Origin of the sequence: Pseudomonas sp. EpS/L25, assembly GCF_001512295.1 — a bacterium.
Taxonomy (GTDB): Bacteria; Pseudomonadota; Gammaproteobacteria; order Pseudomonadales; family Pseudomonadaceae; genus Chryseomonas.
In genome coordinates, this window is record NZ_LNUP01000001.1 from 75,890 (window position 1) to 90,044 (window position 14,155).

The window sequence follows — 14,155 nt, forward strand, 5'->3', positions numbered from 1 at the left end:
TAGGTAGGGCCGAGGGCGGTGGCAATCAAGAGCCGGACGTCCGTCACGACGGGCGGACGAGCGGCCTTTGTCGCTTAGAGGCGCGCGCCCCATGCCCGGGTTCCGCGGTCTCAGACCGGCGTCTTGGGAGTGGCGACCCGGTCACGCAGATAGACCGGTTGGGCCGCTTCCGACTCCGCCGCCACGGCTTCGCCACGCGCCCAGGCCGCCGCGGCCAGCACCGCCAGGTCCCGGGCATGGGGCAGCAGGGTGGCGTCCACTTCGGTCAGTGGCAGGGCCATGCGGCACCCGTAGCCCCAGCCGGTGCCAGCGCCGAACCAGTCGCCAGTGGCGGCCTCGGGCAGCACGATGACTTCGGGGGCCAGCACGGCCTCCGCGCCCGCCGGCGCCATGACCTCGCCATCCAGGCGGTAGCAACCCCAGTAGACCTCGTCCATGCGCGCGTCGATGGCAGCGGCCACCTGGCTGACGCCCCGCTCGCGCCAGGCGCGCTGGGCGATGATCGCCAGGTTCGACACCGGCAGCACCGGGCGATCCAGGCCAAAGGCCAGACCCTGCACCACGCCGATGGCGATGCGCACCCCGGTGAAGGCGCCAGGACCACGGCCGAAGGCGATGGCATCCACCTGCGCCAGGGTCAGGCCGGTCTCGGCCAGCAGCTCCTGCACCATGGGCAGCACCCGCTGGGCGTGCAGGCGTGGGGCGATCTCGTAGCGATGGATGATCTCGTCGCCCAGGTGCAAGGCGACCGAGCAGGCCTCGGTGGCGGTGTCGAGGGCGAGCAGGATGGACATGGAGGGGAATCCGCAACATCTGAAAGGGCTGCGCATTTTAGTGTGGTGTTTCAGAAGTTAACTACACAATTTTGGCGGCGCTTTTTCGACATGTGCGGCGTTGCCACTCCTCGCCATAGCCCTGCCATGACTCGTCGCGGCGCCTGGCCCATGCCAAAAAATCACTCGCCAATTCTTGTGCGAACTTCTGAAACACCACACTAAAGTAAGACGGGGCGCGAGGGGACCCGCCCATCGGTCACGACACCAGGACGGTGCCCCGACCGGCCGCCTGCAGGCACAGGCGGCCGTTACCGGCTTTAGCTCAGCGCTTGCAGTACCTTGGCGGTGATGGCATCGACCGAGCCCACGCCTTCGATACGGCTGCACCTGGGCGTGCCCTGGGCGGCGCCGAGCTTCTGGTAGAAGTCCACCAGCGGCTTGGTCTGCGAATGGTAGAGCTCCAGACGCTTGCGAATGGTGGCTTCGCGGTCGTCCTCGCGCTGCACCAGCGGCTCGCCGGTCAGGTCGTCGACGTCAGCGACCTTGGGCGGATTGTGCTGCACGTGGTAGACGCGACCCGAGCCGGGGTGGACGCGGCGACCGGACAGGCGCTGGACGATTTCCTCGTCATCGACGGCGATTTCCAGCACGTGGTCGATCTTCACGCCAGCGGCCTCGAGGGCCTCGGCCTGGGGAATGGTGCGCGGGAAGCCGTCGAACAGGAAACCCTGGGCACAGTCGGCTTCCAGGATGCGCTCGCTGATCAGCGCGATGATGATCTCGTCGGACACCAGGCCGCCGCTGTCCATGATGTCCTTGACCTGCAGCCCCAGGGGGGTGCCGGCCTTGACCGCCGCGCGCAGCATGTCGCCGGTGGATACCTGCGGAATGCCGAATTTCTCAGTGATGAACCGGGCCTGAGTACCTTTGCCGGCACCGGGCGCTCCCAGCAGGATTACGCGCATCTGTTGCTCCTTAGAATGGTCTCGGACTGGCAGCCCGCGCGGGGCGCTGTCGCGATGATTGTTGTCGACGACACGAGACGGCCAAAGGGATCAACCATACACAGCGCCCCCAGGCCGCACAAGTTACCTAGCGTCGCAGGGACCGCGCAGGTCTCAGCGACCCACCGCCCCGGCGAACGCCCCCCTCACCTTCAGCCGGTATTGCGCAGTCCAGCCGCGATACCCGCCACGCTGACCAACAGCGCCTGGTCCAGCGCCGCCGGCTGGCTTTCGCCCGCCGCCCGGGCGCGTGCTAGCAGCTCGATCTGCAGCAGGTGCAGCGGATCGAGGTAGGTGTTGCGCACGGCGAAGAACACCAGGGTTTCCGGGTGATGCTCGAGCAACTCGCCCTGCCCCGTCAGCCGCAGTACCGCGACGCCGGCCTGCCGCAGCCGCTCGCGCAGCTGGCTGCCGAGTACCTGCAGCTCGTCTTCGACCAGGCGCTGGTCATATAGCCGCGCCACCTCGGCCTCGGCCTTGGCCAGCACCATCTCCAGCATGTCGATGCGGGTCTGGAAGAACGGCCAGCGCTCGCGCATCTCGCGCAACAGGGGCGACTCGCCGCGCCGCTCGGCCTGCTCCAGCGCGGCCTCCCAGCCCAGCCAGGCGGGCAGCATCAGCCGCGTCTGGGTCCAGGCGAAGATCCAGGGAATGGCTCTGAGGCTTTCCACCCCACCCTCCCGACGCTTGGCCGGGCGACTGCCCAGGGGCAGCCGACCCAGCTCCTGCTCGGGCGTGGCCTGGCGGAAATAGCTGACGAAATGCGGGTCTTCGCGGACCACCCCGCGGTAGGACTGGAGGCTGTCGCGGGCGAGGCGGTCCATCTGCTCGCGCCAGGCCGGCTCGGGCGCCGGCGGTGGCAGCAGGGTGGCCTCCAGCACGGCGCCCAGGTACAGCGCCAGGTTCTGCTCGGCGACCGCGGGCTGGCCGAACTTGAAGCGAATCATCTCGCCCTGCTCGGTGGTGCGGAAGCGCCCGGCCACCGAGCCCGGCGGCTGCGACAGGATGGCCGCGTGGGCCGGGCCGCCGCCGCGACCCACGGTGCCGCCGCGCCCATGGAACAACAACAGCTCCACGCCGCGGGTGGCACAGATCTCCACCAGGGCTTCCTGGGCGCGGTACTGGGCCCAGGCGGCAGCCAGCGTGCCGGCGTCCTTGGCCGAATCCGAGTAGCCGATCATGACTTCCTGGGGGCCGGCCAGGCGCTCGCGGTAGTCGGGCAGGTCGAGCAGGCTGGCGATGACCGCACCGGCGTGATCCAGGTCGTCGAGGGTCTCGAACAGCGGCACCACGCGCATCGGATGCCGCACGCCGCACTCGCGCAACAGCAACTGCACGGCGAGGACGTCGGATGCCGCGCCGGCCATGGAGATGACGTAGGAACCCAGCGCCCCAGGGGGCGAGGCGGCGATGACGCGACAGGTCGCGAGCACCTCGCGGGTATCGTCCGCGAGCTCCGCATCCAGCGGCAGCAGCGGTCGGCGACTGGTCAGTTCCCTGCGCAGGAAGTCCAGGCGCTGTTCCTCGCTCCAGGCGGTGTAGTCGCCCAGATCCAGGTAGCGGCAGATGTCGGCCAGGGCAGCCGCGTGGCGCGCGGCGTCCTGGCGGATGTCCAGGCGGACCAGATAGAGGCCGAAGGTACGTGCCCGGCGCAGGGTATCGAGCAGCGAGCCGTCAGCGATGACGCCCAGCCCGCAGCGCTGCAGGGAGTCGTAGCACAGTTGCAGCGGCGCGATCAGCTCGGCGTTGTCGCTGAGGATGTGGCGCGCCCCGGCATGGGGGTCGGTGAGGGCATGGGCCGCCCAGCTGCGGGTGATCTGCAGGCGCTCGCGCAGGCCCTTGAGCACCTGGCGATAGGGTTCGGGGTGATCGCCGGCCTGCTCGCGCAGGGCCGGGCTGGCGGCCTGCATGGACAGCTCGGCGGCCAGGCGATCGACGTCACGCAGGTAGAGGTCCGCGGCCATCCAGCGGGCCAGCAGCAGCACCTCGCGGGTGATGCTGGCGGTGACGTTGGGATTGCCATCGCGGTCGCCGCCCATCCAGGAGGAGAAGCGCAGCGGCGCGGCCGTCAGCGGCAGACGTTGGCCGGTGCGCTCCTGCAGGCAGCTGTCGAGGTTGCGCAGGAGATTAGGGACCGCCTGCCAGAGGGAGTTCTCGATCACCGCGAAGCCCCACTTGGCCTCGTCCACCGGTGTCGGGCGCTGGCGACGGATTTCCTCGGTGTGCCAGGCCTCGGCGATCAGCCGACGCAGTCGCGCCTCGATGGTGGCCACCTCGGCGGACGTCAGGTCACGGTGATCGAGCAGGGCGAGCTGGGCGCTGATCTCGTCGTATTTCTGGATCAGGGTACGCCGCGACACCTCGGTGGGGTGGGCGGTCAGCACCAGGTCGATGTCCAGCGCCGCGACCCGCTCGGCCAGCGCCGCACCCGGCTGGCCGGCAGTCGCCAGGCGCTCCAGCAACTCGGGCAGGACGCGCTGCTCGAAGGGTGGCGGCTCGTCTTCGCCACGGCGGCGAACCCGGTGATATTCCTCGGCGATGTTGGCCAGGTTGAGGAAATGGCTGAAGGCCCGCGCCACCGGCAGCAGCTCGTCCTCGGCCAGGGCGTCGAGGGTATCGCCCAGTTGTCGCGCGCCCTCGGCGGAGCCCCCGCGGGCGGCCTTGGCGCCCTTGCGGATCCGCTCGATCTTGTCGAGAAAGGCGCCGCCATGCTGATCGGCGATGGTCTGCCCCAGGAGTTCGCCCAGCAGCCGCACCTGCTCGCGCAGGCGAACGTCGATTTCCACCATCTCGTGCTCCTCGAAAGTACCGGTTGGGACCTCGCGGCAAGCGGCGCGGTCTAGTGTGATGTTTCAGAAGTTAACTACACAATTTTGGCGGCGCTTTTTGTCCGCAGCGGCGGACCGCTCTGGACGTCGTTGCCACTCCTCGCCATAGCCCTGCTATGACTCGTCGCGGCGCCTAGCCCACGAACAAAAATCACTCGCCAATTCTTGCGCGAACTTCTGAAACACCACACTAGCTGAGAACAGCACCTTGCCACGCCGGTTGCAAGACCCGCCGGCTCAGGGTGCCCAGCCCCGCACGGACTGACCATCCGACCTTTGCCTAACGCCACGGGAGATGCCCATGAAGATTCGCGAACTCGCTCACCAATGGGAGCAACAGGCCACGCCGGCACGCGGCACTCGCCGCTACACCCTGGAGTTGGATCTGGAAACCGCCGCCCGCCTGGAGGCCCTCCATGAGCTGTATCCCCAGCGCACGCCCGAGGCGCTGCTGGGTGAGTTGCTGGCAGCGGCCTTCGAGGAACTCGAAGCCAGTTTCCCCTACGTCCAGGGTGACGAGGTAGTGGCCACCGATGAACTGGGCGACCCCCTCTATGCGGACGCCGGGACAACCCCGCGCTTTCTCGAGCTGGCGCGCAAGCACCTGCAGCGCCTGCACGCGGAAGGCAGCCTCCAGACGCCCTGACCTGCAGTCTTACCTACGGCGCCACCGCTCTGCGAAGGGCCTTGGCGCCGGAGGAAATTCGATAGCCAGTGAACATTTTTGTCGGATGAGCGGTCACAGGATCAGACCGCAGCGCTGGACGAGGGCTGTTTGCAGACGCCCGCCACGGACCTTTCGGAACGGGCAGGGCTTTCTTCCACTTGCGGCTTTTCCTGACCAGGCGCCCGCCCTGCCCGTGCCGGCGGCGCGCTTTTCGGATCAATAACGGAGCTTGAATCCATGAAGAGTGCCACTGCCCAAAAGTCCCTTTCCAAAGCCTGCACCCTGAAACTCGCAGCCCTTGCGCTGGGCAGCTCGCTGTTGCTGGCCGGTTGTGCCGGCAATCCGCCGACCGCGCAGATGGCCGTGACCCAGTCCGCCGTCAACGAAGCCGTTAGCTCGGGTGGCAACCAGTACGCCCCCATCGAGACCAAGTCGGCCCAGGACAAGTGGACCCAGGCCCAGACCGCCCTCTCCAACGAGAAGTACGACGAAGCCAAGCAGCTGGCCGAGCAGGCCGAATGGGACGCTCGCCTGGCCACCCGCAAGACCCAGGCCGCCAAGGCCGAGGCAGCGCTCAAGGATGCCCAGAACAGCATCAAGCAGATCCGTGAGGAAGGTCAGATCAACCTGCAGCTCCAGCAGAACCTGCAGAAGAAGGTCCAGCAGTAAGAGTCCTTCCCTCCTCACCTCCGCTCATTAAAGGATGACCACCATGCGTAAACACATTCTGATCCCTGCCGTGTCGCTGCTCAGCCTGGCCCTGGCCGCCTGCTCCACGCCGCCCAACCCCAACCTGGAAAAGGCCAAGGCCGATTACTCCGCTCTGGAATCCCAGCCCCAGGCCGCCCAGCTGGCCGCCCTGGAGACCAAGGACGCCGGCACCTGGCTGCAGAAGACCGAGAAGGCCTACAAGGACGGTGAGAACGAGAAGACCGTCGACCAACTGGCCTACCTGACCAATCAGCGGATCCAGACCGCCCTGCAGACCATCAAGCTGCGCATGACCGAGGCCGACATGCAGAATGTCGACGCCGAGCGCACCCAGGCCCGCCTGGATGCCCGTACCGCCCAGCTCAAGCAACTGCAGGACGCCCTGCAGGCCAAGCAGACCGACCGCGGCACCGTGGTGACCTTCGGCAACGTGCTGTTCGATTTCAACAAGGCCGAGCTCAAGCCCCAGGGCTATGCCAACGCCCAGAAGCTGGCCGACTATCTGAAGCAGAATCCCGAGCGCAAGGTGATCGTCGAGGGCTATACCGACAGCGTCGGCAGCGACTCCTACAACCAGCAGCTGTCCGAGCGTCGCGCCCAGGCCATCCAGACCGCGCTGATCAGCGCCGGGGTCGAGCCGAGCCGCATCCAGACCCGTGGCTATGGCAAGAACTTCCCGGTGGCCAGCAACAGCAATGCCTCCGACCGCGCCCTGAACCGTCGTGTGGAAGTCACCATCTCCAACGACGCCAACCCGGTCGCCCCGCGCATGTAATCCCTGCGTGCCCCGAAAAGACCCCGCCTTGGTGGGGTCTTTTTTTGGCTATGGCTAGCGGCGCTTGCCGCCCAGCAGCGAGCCCAGCAAGCCGCGTACCAGCTGGCGACCCAGTTGATTGGCCGCCTGGCGAGCCGCACTCTTGAGCGCCTGGCCGGCCAGCTCGCCTACCAGATCGCTCAAGACACCGCCCTGCCCTTTCTGCGCGCCTTCCACCACGGGAGCATCCTCAGGCACCCGCGCGGCCTGGCGATCACGCAGGATCTCGTAGGCCGACTCACGATCCACCGGGCGATCGTAGCGACCCGCCTGGGGCGACTGGCGGATCAGCGCCGGGCGCTCGGCTTCGCTCAGGGGACCGACCCGTGACTGTGGCGGCGCGATGGCCACCCGCTGGACCATCGCCGGGGTACCCTTGTCTTCCAGACTGCCCACCAGGGCCTCGCCGATGCCGAGCTCGGTGAGCACCTGAAGGCTGTCGAAGGCCGGATTGGGGCGGAAGCCATCGGCCACCGCGCGCAGTGCCTTCTGCTCCTTGGCGGTGAAGGCGCGCAGGCCGTGCTGGATGCGCAGGCCCAGCTGGGCCAGGATGTCGTCCGGCAGATCGGCGGGCGACTGGGTGACGAAATAGACGCCGACACCCTTGGAGCGGATCAACCGCACCACCTGCTCAAGGCGATCGCGCAACGCCTTGGGCGTATCGCCGAACAGCAGATGGGCCTCGTCGAAGAACAGCGCCAGCACCGGCTTGTCCGCATCTCCCCGCTCGGGCAGTTGCTCGAACAACTCGGCCAGCAACCAGATCAGGAAGGTGGCGTAGACCTTGGGCGCCTCGTGTACCAGCCGACTGGCATCGAGCAGGTGGATGCGGCCACGGCCATCGGGCTCGGGGCGCAATATGTCTTCCAGCTGCAGCGCCGGTTCGCCGAAGAAGGCCTCGGCGCCCTGCTGCTCCAGGGTCGCCAGGCGGCGCAGCAGCGCCTGAGCCGACGCCCCGGCGAACAGCGCCCGGTCTTCACCGAGGGTCTCGGGGTTTTCGCGCAGGTGATTGAGAACGGCCTTGAGATCCTTGAGGTCGAGCAGCAGCAGGCCTTCACGATCGGCCACCTTGAAGGCGGCATGCAACGCGGCCTGCTGGCTGTCGGTCAACTCCAGCAGATTGCCCAGCAGCAGCGGCCCCATCTCGCTCAGGGTGGTGCGCAGCGGATGACCGCTCTTGCCGTCGACGTCCCAGAGGGTGACCGGATAGGCCTGCGGCTGATGCGGTAGCCCTTGGGCAGCGATGCGCTCGGCCAGCTTGCCCTGGGGCGCACCGGCGGCGCCCAGGCCGCAGAGATCACCCTTGATGTCGGCGGCGAAGACCGCGACGCCGGCGTCACTGAAGGCCTCGGCGAGGCGCTGCAGGGTGACGGTCTTGCCGGTCCCGGTCGCCCCGGCGATCAGGCCATGGCGGTTGGCCAGCTTGAGGGGATGACCGATGGGCTGGCCATCGGTCTGGCTATCTGCAACAGCGGTACCCAGGATCAGCAGGGGCGTCGAGGACATGGCGCAGCTCCGTAGCGGTTCCGCGCCAGCTTAACCCGAGACTCCGCCATCAGGTGCGGTTGCGGATGCGCTCGACGATGGCGGTGGTGGAGCTGTTCTCCACCAGGCCGAGAATGCGCACCTCGCCGCCGTAGGCCTGGACGATCTGGGCGCCGACCACCTCTTCGACGCTCTTGTAGTCGCCCCCCTTCACCAGCACGTCCGGGCGCACCTGTTCCAGCAGGCGCTCCGGAGTGTTCTCGCTGAAGGGGATGACCCAGTCCACCGCGCCGAGGCCGGCCAGCACCGCCATGCGCCGGTCGACGCTGTTGATCGGCCGACCCGGGCCCTTGAGACGGGTCACGGAGGCATCGTCGTTGACCGCCACGATCAGGCGATCGCCCTGGGCGCGCGCCTGTTCCAGGTAAGTCACGTGACCGGCGTGGAGGATGTCGAAGCAGCCGTTGGTGAAGACGATCTTCTCGCCATGGGCGCGGGCGTCTTCGATGGCCAGCTGCAGCTGTTCCAAGGTCAGGACGCCGCGCTCGGAGCCTTCCGAGCGCTGCACCGCGCGGCGTAGCTCGGGGGCGCTGATGGCGGCGGTCCCCAGCTTGCCGACCACGATACCGGCGGCCAGATTGGCCAGGGCCACGGCCTGGGGCAGTTCCTCGCCAGCGGCCAGGGCGGCGGCCAGGGTGGAGATCACGGTATCGCCGGCGCCGGTGACGTCGAACACTTCGCGGGCGCGGGCCGGCAGGTGCAGCGCGGGCTGACCGGGACGCAGGAGGGTCATGCCATGCTCGCCACGGGTCACCAGCAGGGCGCCCAGGTCCAGCCGTGCCATCAGCTCGTTACCCTTGGCCACCAGGTCGGCTTCATCGGCGCAGACGCCGACGATGGCCTCGAATTCGGACAGGTTGGGGGTGATCAGGCTGGCGCCGCGATAGATGGAGAAATCCTTGCCCTTGGGGTCGGCCAGCACCGGGATCTTGCGCGCCTTGGCCAGCTGGATCAGCGCCTGGTGGTTCTTCAGCGCGCCCTTGCCGTAGTCGGACAACACCAGCACCTTGACTCCGGCCAGCATGGCGGCGGTGTCCGAGGCCAGCGCCTGGGGGTCGGTGTCGAAGGGCTCTTCGAAGTCGACACGGATCAGTTGCTGGTGACGACTCATGATGCGCAGCTTGACGATGGTCGGCTGCGCGGCGATGCGCTGGAAACGCACCTGCACATGGGCAGCTCTGAGGCTGTCGGTGAGGGCATCGGCGGCCTCGTCCTGGCCGGTGACACCGACCAGGTAGGCCGGCGCGCCCAGGGCGGCGATGTTCAGGGCGACGTTGGCCGCGCCACCGGGACGATCCTCGTGCTGGTCGACCCGCACCACAGGTACCGGCGCCTCGGGAGAGATCCGCGAGGTGGTGCCGTGCCAGTAGCGGTCGAGCATCACGTCGCCGACCACCAGGACCGGCGCGAGATCGAAGCGAGGCATGGTCAGCTTCATAGGGACAGGCTCCAAAGCGCGAAAATGGCGGCGATCATAGCATAGGGGCCAAGGCGCCCCGGAAGCGCCTGCCAGCGAGAGAAGCCGGTGTCAGGGCTCGTCGCGGCGGTTTATCCAGAACAGCTCGTGACGGCGCACGGCCTTGCGGAAGAACTCGTCTTCCCCGGTGCGCGGCCAGCGGCGGCCGGCCAGCAGCCACTGGATGGCACGGCGCAGGCGCTTCTTCGCCGGCAGCGGCACCAGCAGGTCATGCTGCAGGCCCAGGGCCATGGCCTTGTCCAAGCGGCGCTCGGGCGTGAGCAGCGGACTCCAGGGCACCAGTGGCGCCGGCGTCTCGATGGCCGGTGGCAGGGCGATACCACCTTCCGCCGGCCCCATGGGCCAGCGATCGTTGTCGTGCAGGTGGTTGGCGTAGAGCAGTTCGAACTCGGGCTGCCAGTTGCTCGCGGCCATGGCCTCGCGCAGGGCCTGGGTACTCGCCACGTGATCGGCATGGGGATCGATCTGCGGATGCGGCAGCACCAGGATGTCGGGGCGGAAGTGCTCCAGCAGCTTGACCAGATCGGCCACCAGATTGCGCCAGGTAGGGGCGCCATCGGCATCGCCGGGCAGATCGAAGGCGTTGTAGTGGCGCGCGCTGCGGACGTCACTCTCACCGGATTCACGGGAACCGAAGGGCGCGTCCGGTACCTGGCGCATGGCCGGCAGCTGCAGGCAGTAATAGCCCAGCTGGAAGCAACGTTCCGGCAATACCCCGCCCCATAGCGGCGTGACCAGGCTGTCCCAGGTACGTAGCCGGCCCTTGAGTCGAGCGGCGGCTTGGCGGTCGAGGCCCAGCCGCTGGTAGTGCTCGGCCTCGATCTCGCCCTGGGTCAGGGTGACGATGCTGGCTTCCCGCGCCTGGCTGTAGAGGCCGAAGGCGGCCAGCTCGGCATCGTCGGCATGGGGCGCGACGACCATCACCCGCTTGCCGCTGAAATCCGGCTGGGCGAAGACATGCAGGCGCAACTCACCCTGCAACCGGCAGAAGCGTGTCCACAGGTGCAGCTCGCCGCGACGCAGGGCCTCGGCGTAGCCACTGAAGTTGACGTAGCGCCGCCCGGCGACACCCCGCTCGAAGTCCTGGCGATCGCTGTCGTCACCGGCGCGCAGGCGCACTTGCGGATCGAGCAGCCGACCGAGCCAGCTGGCACGCAGGCGGCATTCCAGGAACAGCGTCAGCTCGCCCGGCGGTAGTTCCACCGCCCCCAGGCGACCGTGCTGCAGATGCAGGCCCAGGACCAGGGTGTCGGCAGGAAACTGGTAGCTGTAGTTGTCACGCGGCGAATAGAACAGGTGATCGGCGAACCAGGCCTCGTGGCCGAGCCAGACCAGCAGCGCCAGCAGCGGCGCGCTCCACCAGGGCCCCAGCGCCAGGCAGCCGAGCAGCACCACGGCGACGACCGCGAGAGCCAGGCGCTTGTGGCGGCGGTGACGTTTGAGCAGGGCTTGTTTGCGGGCGATCATCTCAGCTCTCGAAGACGGTGACGCGGTGGCACCAGCGATCCTTGTAGTCCCGGTCGGCGCGGCCGAAGGAGTAACGCAACGCCTTGCCCAGGGCACGGGCATCCTGCCAGGCCGCCTGGGTATTCAGATAGGTGAGGACGCTGCCAGGGCTCAGATCGCTGCAACTCGGCTCGACGCCGCCGTTGACGTACTCGACACTGAGCCACTCCGGCGCCTCGACCCGATAGAGTACCTGGATGGCCACCGGGCGCTCGCCGAGCATCAGCACCGAGCCGGTCATGAATTCCCGCAGCAGGGCGAACACCTCGGCCAGCCGCGCCTTGCCCGGCACCTCGAAGCCCCAACGGGCTTCGAACAGCTGTGCATAGATGCGGGCCTGCTCGACGCTGTCCAGCTCGGCCATGGGCAGGACACGACCGCCGGCGTCTTCGAAGAGGCGTTGCTCGCGACGCTGGTTGTAGCGGAACTTCTTCGACCAGGCCTCCGGCTCGCGGAGCATGGCCAGCTCTTCGCTCTGCCGGCGCAGTCCGGCGAAGCGCTCTTCACACAGCGGCGACAGGTAACGGGCGCGCTGCCGCAGGGGCGCCGCCGCACCGGGCGCAGCCGGCAGGATGATCTCGGCATTGCCCAGGTCGAACAGGGCGCGCTGGCGGCGCTTCTTGAGCACCGCGCGGGACAGCGCCAGCTCACGCCCCCAGCACGGCACCGCGGCCTGCCAGCCCTCTTCACCAGCCCAGCCGAGATAGCGCACCTGGATACCGGCCAGTCCGGCCAGCCGCTCGACCACCTCGGGATGGGTGGCGACGCTGCCGCCATAACGCTGCCAGGCCGCGGCGTAGTCGGCAGCGGAGATCGCCGTCCAGCCGCGTTCACGCCAGAAGCGCAGTCTATTCAGCATGGGACGTGGGCGCCGCGGGTGCGACCTCCTCGAACTGCTTGGCATGCAGCCGCGCGTAGTAACCGTTCAGCGCCAGCAGCTCGCTGTGGCTGCCGCGCTCGACGATACGGCCGTGGTCCATCACCAGGATCAGATCGGCCTTCTCGATGGTGGAGAGGCGGTGGGCGATCACCAGGGTGGTACGGCCCTGCATGACCCGGTCCAGCGCCGCCTGGATGTGGCGCTCGGATTCGGTATCCAGGGCCGAGGTGGCCTCGTCGAGGATCAGCAGCGGCGCGTTCTTCAACAGCGCCCGGGCGATGGCCAGACGCTGGCGCTGACCGCCGGAGAGCAGCACGCCGTTCTCGCCGACCTGGGTGTCGTACTGCTGTGGCAGGCGCTGGATGAATTCGTCGGCGTAGGCCGCTTCCGCCGCCGCCTTGACCTGTTCCATGGGTGCCCCGGCCAGGTCGCCATAGGCAATGTTGTTGGTCACGCTGTCGTTGAACAGGGTGACGTGCTGGGTCACCAGGGCGATGTGGCGGCGCAGATTGGTCAGTCGATAGTCCTGGATCTCCAGGCCGTCGAGGAGGATCTCGCCCTCTTCGTGCTGGTAGAAACGGGGAATGAGGTTGGCCAGGGTCGACTTGCCGCTGCCCGACCGGCCCACCAGGGCCACCATCTGGCCGGGCTCGGCCACGAAGTCGATGCCTTCCAGCACGGCCTTGTCGGTGCCGGGGTAACGGAAGGTCAGGTTGCGCACCTCCAGGCGGCCCCGGACGTGCTCGCGCTCTTCACGGCCATCGTCGCGCTCGGCGGGTTCGTCGAGTTGCTCGAAGATGCTTTCCGCGCCAGCCACGCCACGCTGGATGGTGGAGCTGACCTCGGAGAGCTGGCGGATCGGCTTGGGCAGCAGGCCAGCCATGGTGATGTAGGCCACCAGATCACCGGCGGAGGCCTCGCCGCGCAGCCAGAGCACCAGGAACATCAGTACCGCCATGGCCGAGTAGATGACCAGCTGCAGCATGGGTGTATAGACCGCGCCGGTCTTGGTCATGGTCAGCTGCTTGTCGGTGTTGGCGATGCTGGAGTCGAGGAAGCGCCGCTGTTCGTAGGTCTCGCCACCGAAGCTGCGCACCACCCGGTAGCCCTGGATGGCCTCCGAGGTGATGTGGGTGACGTCGCCCATGGCCGACTGGATCTTGCTGCTCTGCTTGCGGAACTTGCGACTGGCGCTGGTCACCATCAGAGCGATCAACGGCAGGATGGCGACCATCACCAGGGTCAGCTTCCAGTTCATCCAGAGCAGCGAGGCAAACAGGAAGACCACCGTCATGCCCTCGCGGATCACCACCTTGATCGCCTCGGTGGCGGCACCGGTGACCATGGTGACGTTGAAGGTGATGCGTGAGATCAGATGGCCGGAGTTGTTGGCATCGAAGTAGCGATTGGGCAGGCGCAGCATATGGTTGAACAGCGCCACCCGTAGATCGTGCACCAGGCCCAGGGACACCCGCGCCAGGTAGTAGTTGCCGAGAAAGGAGCCCACACCCTGCCAGGCGGCGATCAGGATGATCATCAGCGGTACCGCCGCGACCAGGTTCAGCCCGCCAATGATCGGCCAACCAGGAAACATGGCGGCGTTGGGGTTGTTCAGGCCATCGACGAAATATTTGAGGATGCCGGCCAGCATCGGCTGGGTGGAGGCGAAGATCAGGAAGCCGATGATACTCAGGGCGAACATGCCGATGTAGGGCCGTACGTAGCCGAGCAGGCGGAAATAGATCTTCAGGCTGGAAGTCTGCGCAGGGGAGTCTTGGCTCATGGTCTCGTCGTGACGCAAAAGCACCATGTTAACACGCACCTGCGGCTGACCCAGCGGTGGGATTTCCGTTAGGCTCTGTACGCAAAGTCGTCGAACGAAGGTCAGGCGAGGCGAAAAAGGCTGAGGAAGCGGAGTTTACGAGCAGTAAACGGGCCCTCCGAATG

General features: G+C 67.4%; 11 protein-coding genes. 3 read left to right on the forward strand and 8 right to left on the reverse strand.

The window, feature by feature from the left end; translation table 11 throughout:
• Positions 1 to 110 precede the first annotated feature (110 nt).
• The 3 genes from tsaB to ppc form a co-directional block, all read right to left on the reverse strand.
• Positions 111 to 794, reverse strand: a complete 684-nt coding sequence (gene tsaB, locus AR540_RS00395; RefSeq protein WP_059225884.1) for a tRNA (adenosine(37)-N6)-threonylcarbamoyltransferase complex dimerization subunit type 1 TsaB — start codon at positions 792 to 794, stop codon at positions 111 to 113.
• 299 nt (positions 795 to 1,093) lie between these two features.
• A complete protein-coding gene (gene adk, locus AR540_RS00400; protein ID WP_059225885.1) occupies positions 1,094 to 1,741 on the reverse strand; it encodes an adenylate kinase in 648 nt (215 codons plus the stop codon).
• Between the two features lie 191 nt (positions 1,742 to 1,932).
• Entirely contained in the window at positions 1,933 to 4,569 is a 2,637-nt protein-coding gene (gene ppc / locus AR540_RS00405) for a phosphoenolpyruvate carboxylase (protein WP_059225886.1), read from the reverse strand.
• Between the two features lie 340 nt (positions 4,570 to 4,909).
• Here ppc and AR540_RS00410 point away from each other — a divergent pair, with 340 nt between their 5' ends.
• The 3 genes from AR540_RS00410 to AR540_RS00420 all read left to right on the forward strand — a co-directional run bounded on the left by AR540_RS00410 (position 4,910) and on the right by AR540_RS00420 (position 6,761).
• Positions 4,910 to 5,254, forward strand: coding sequence for a hypothetical protein (locus AR540_RS00410; RefSeq protein ID WP_059225887.1), 345 nt, complete (start codon positions 4,910 to 4,912; stop codon positions 5,252 to 5,254).
• Between the two features lie 258 nt (positions 5,255 to 5,512).
• Entirely contained in the window at positions 5,513 to 5,944 is a 432-nt protein-coding gene (locus tag AR540_RS00415) for a DUF4398 domain-containing protein (protein ID WP_059225888.1), read from the forward strand.
• Positions 5,945 to 5,987: 43 nt separating this feature from the next.
• A complete protein-coding gene (locus AR540_RS00420) occupies positions 5,988 to 6,761 on the forward strand; it encodes an OmpA family protein (protein WP_059225889.1) in 774 nt (257 codons plus the stop codon).
• A 54-nt stretch (positions 6,762 to 6,815) separates the two neighbouring features.
• Here the strand turns inward: AR540_RS00420 and AR540_RS00425 are convergent, their stop codons facing one another.
• The 5 genes from AR540_RS00425 to msbA form a co-directional block, all read right to left on the reverse strand.
• Entirely contained in the window at positions 6,816 to 8,306 is a 1,491-nt protein-coding gene (locus tag AR540_RS00425; RefSeq protein WP_059225890.1) for a helicase HerA-like domain-containing protein, read from the reverse strand.
• A gap of 49 nt (positions 8,307 to 8,355) precedes the next feature.
• Positions 8,356 to 9,783 carry a bifunctional D-glycero-beta-D-manno-heptose-7-phosphate kinase/D-glycero-beta-D-manno-heptose 1-phosphate adenylyltransferase HldE gene (hldE, locus tag AR540_RS00430; protein WP_059225891.1) on the reverse strand — a complete coding sequence of 476 codons (1,428 nt, stop codon included), beginning with the start codon at positions 9,781 to 9,783 and terminating at the stop codon, positions 8,356 to 8,358.
• Positions 9,784 to 9,873: 90 nt separating this feature from the next.
• A complete protein-coding gene (locus tag AR540_RS00435) occupies positions 9,874 to 11,289 on the reverse strand; it encodes a PIG-L deacetylase family protein (protein WP_059225892.1) in 1,416 nt (471 codons plus the stop codon).
• Position 11,290: 1 nt separating this feature from the next.
• Positions 11,291 to 12,187, reverse strand: coding sequence for a GNAT family N-acetyltransferase (locus AR540_RS00440; RefSeq protein ID WP_059225893.1), 897 nt, complete (start codon positions 12,185 to 12,187; stop codon positions 11,291 to 11,293).
• Positions 12,177 to 13,991 (reverse strand): lipid A export permease/ATP-binding protein MsbA, encoded by a 1,815-nt coding sequence (msbA, locus tag AR540_RS00445; RefSeq protein ID WP_059226050.1) that lies wholly within the window; start codon positions 13,989 to 13,991, stop codon positions 12,177 to 12,179. Before msbA ends, AR540_RS00440 begins: the two co-directional genes overlap by 11 nt.
• Positions 13,992 to 14,155: the final 164 nt, after the last annotated feature.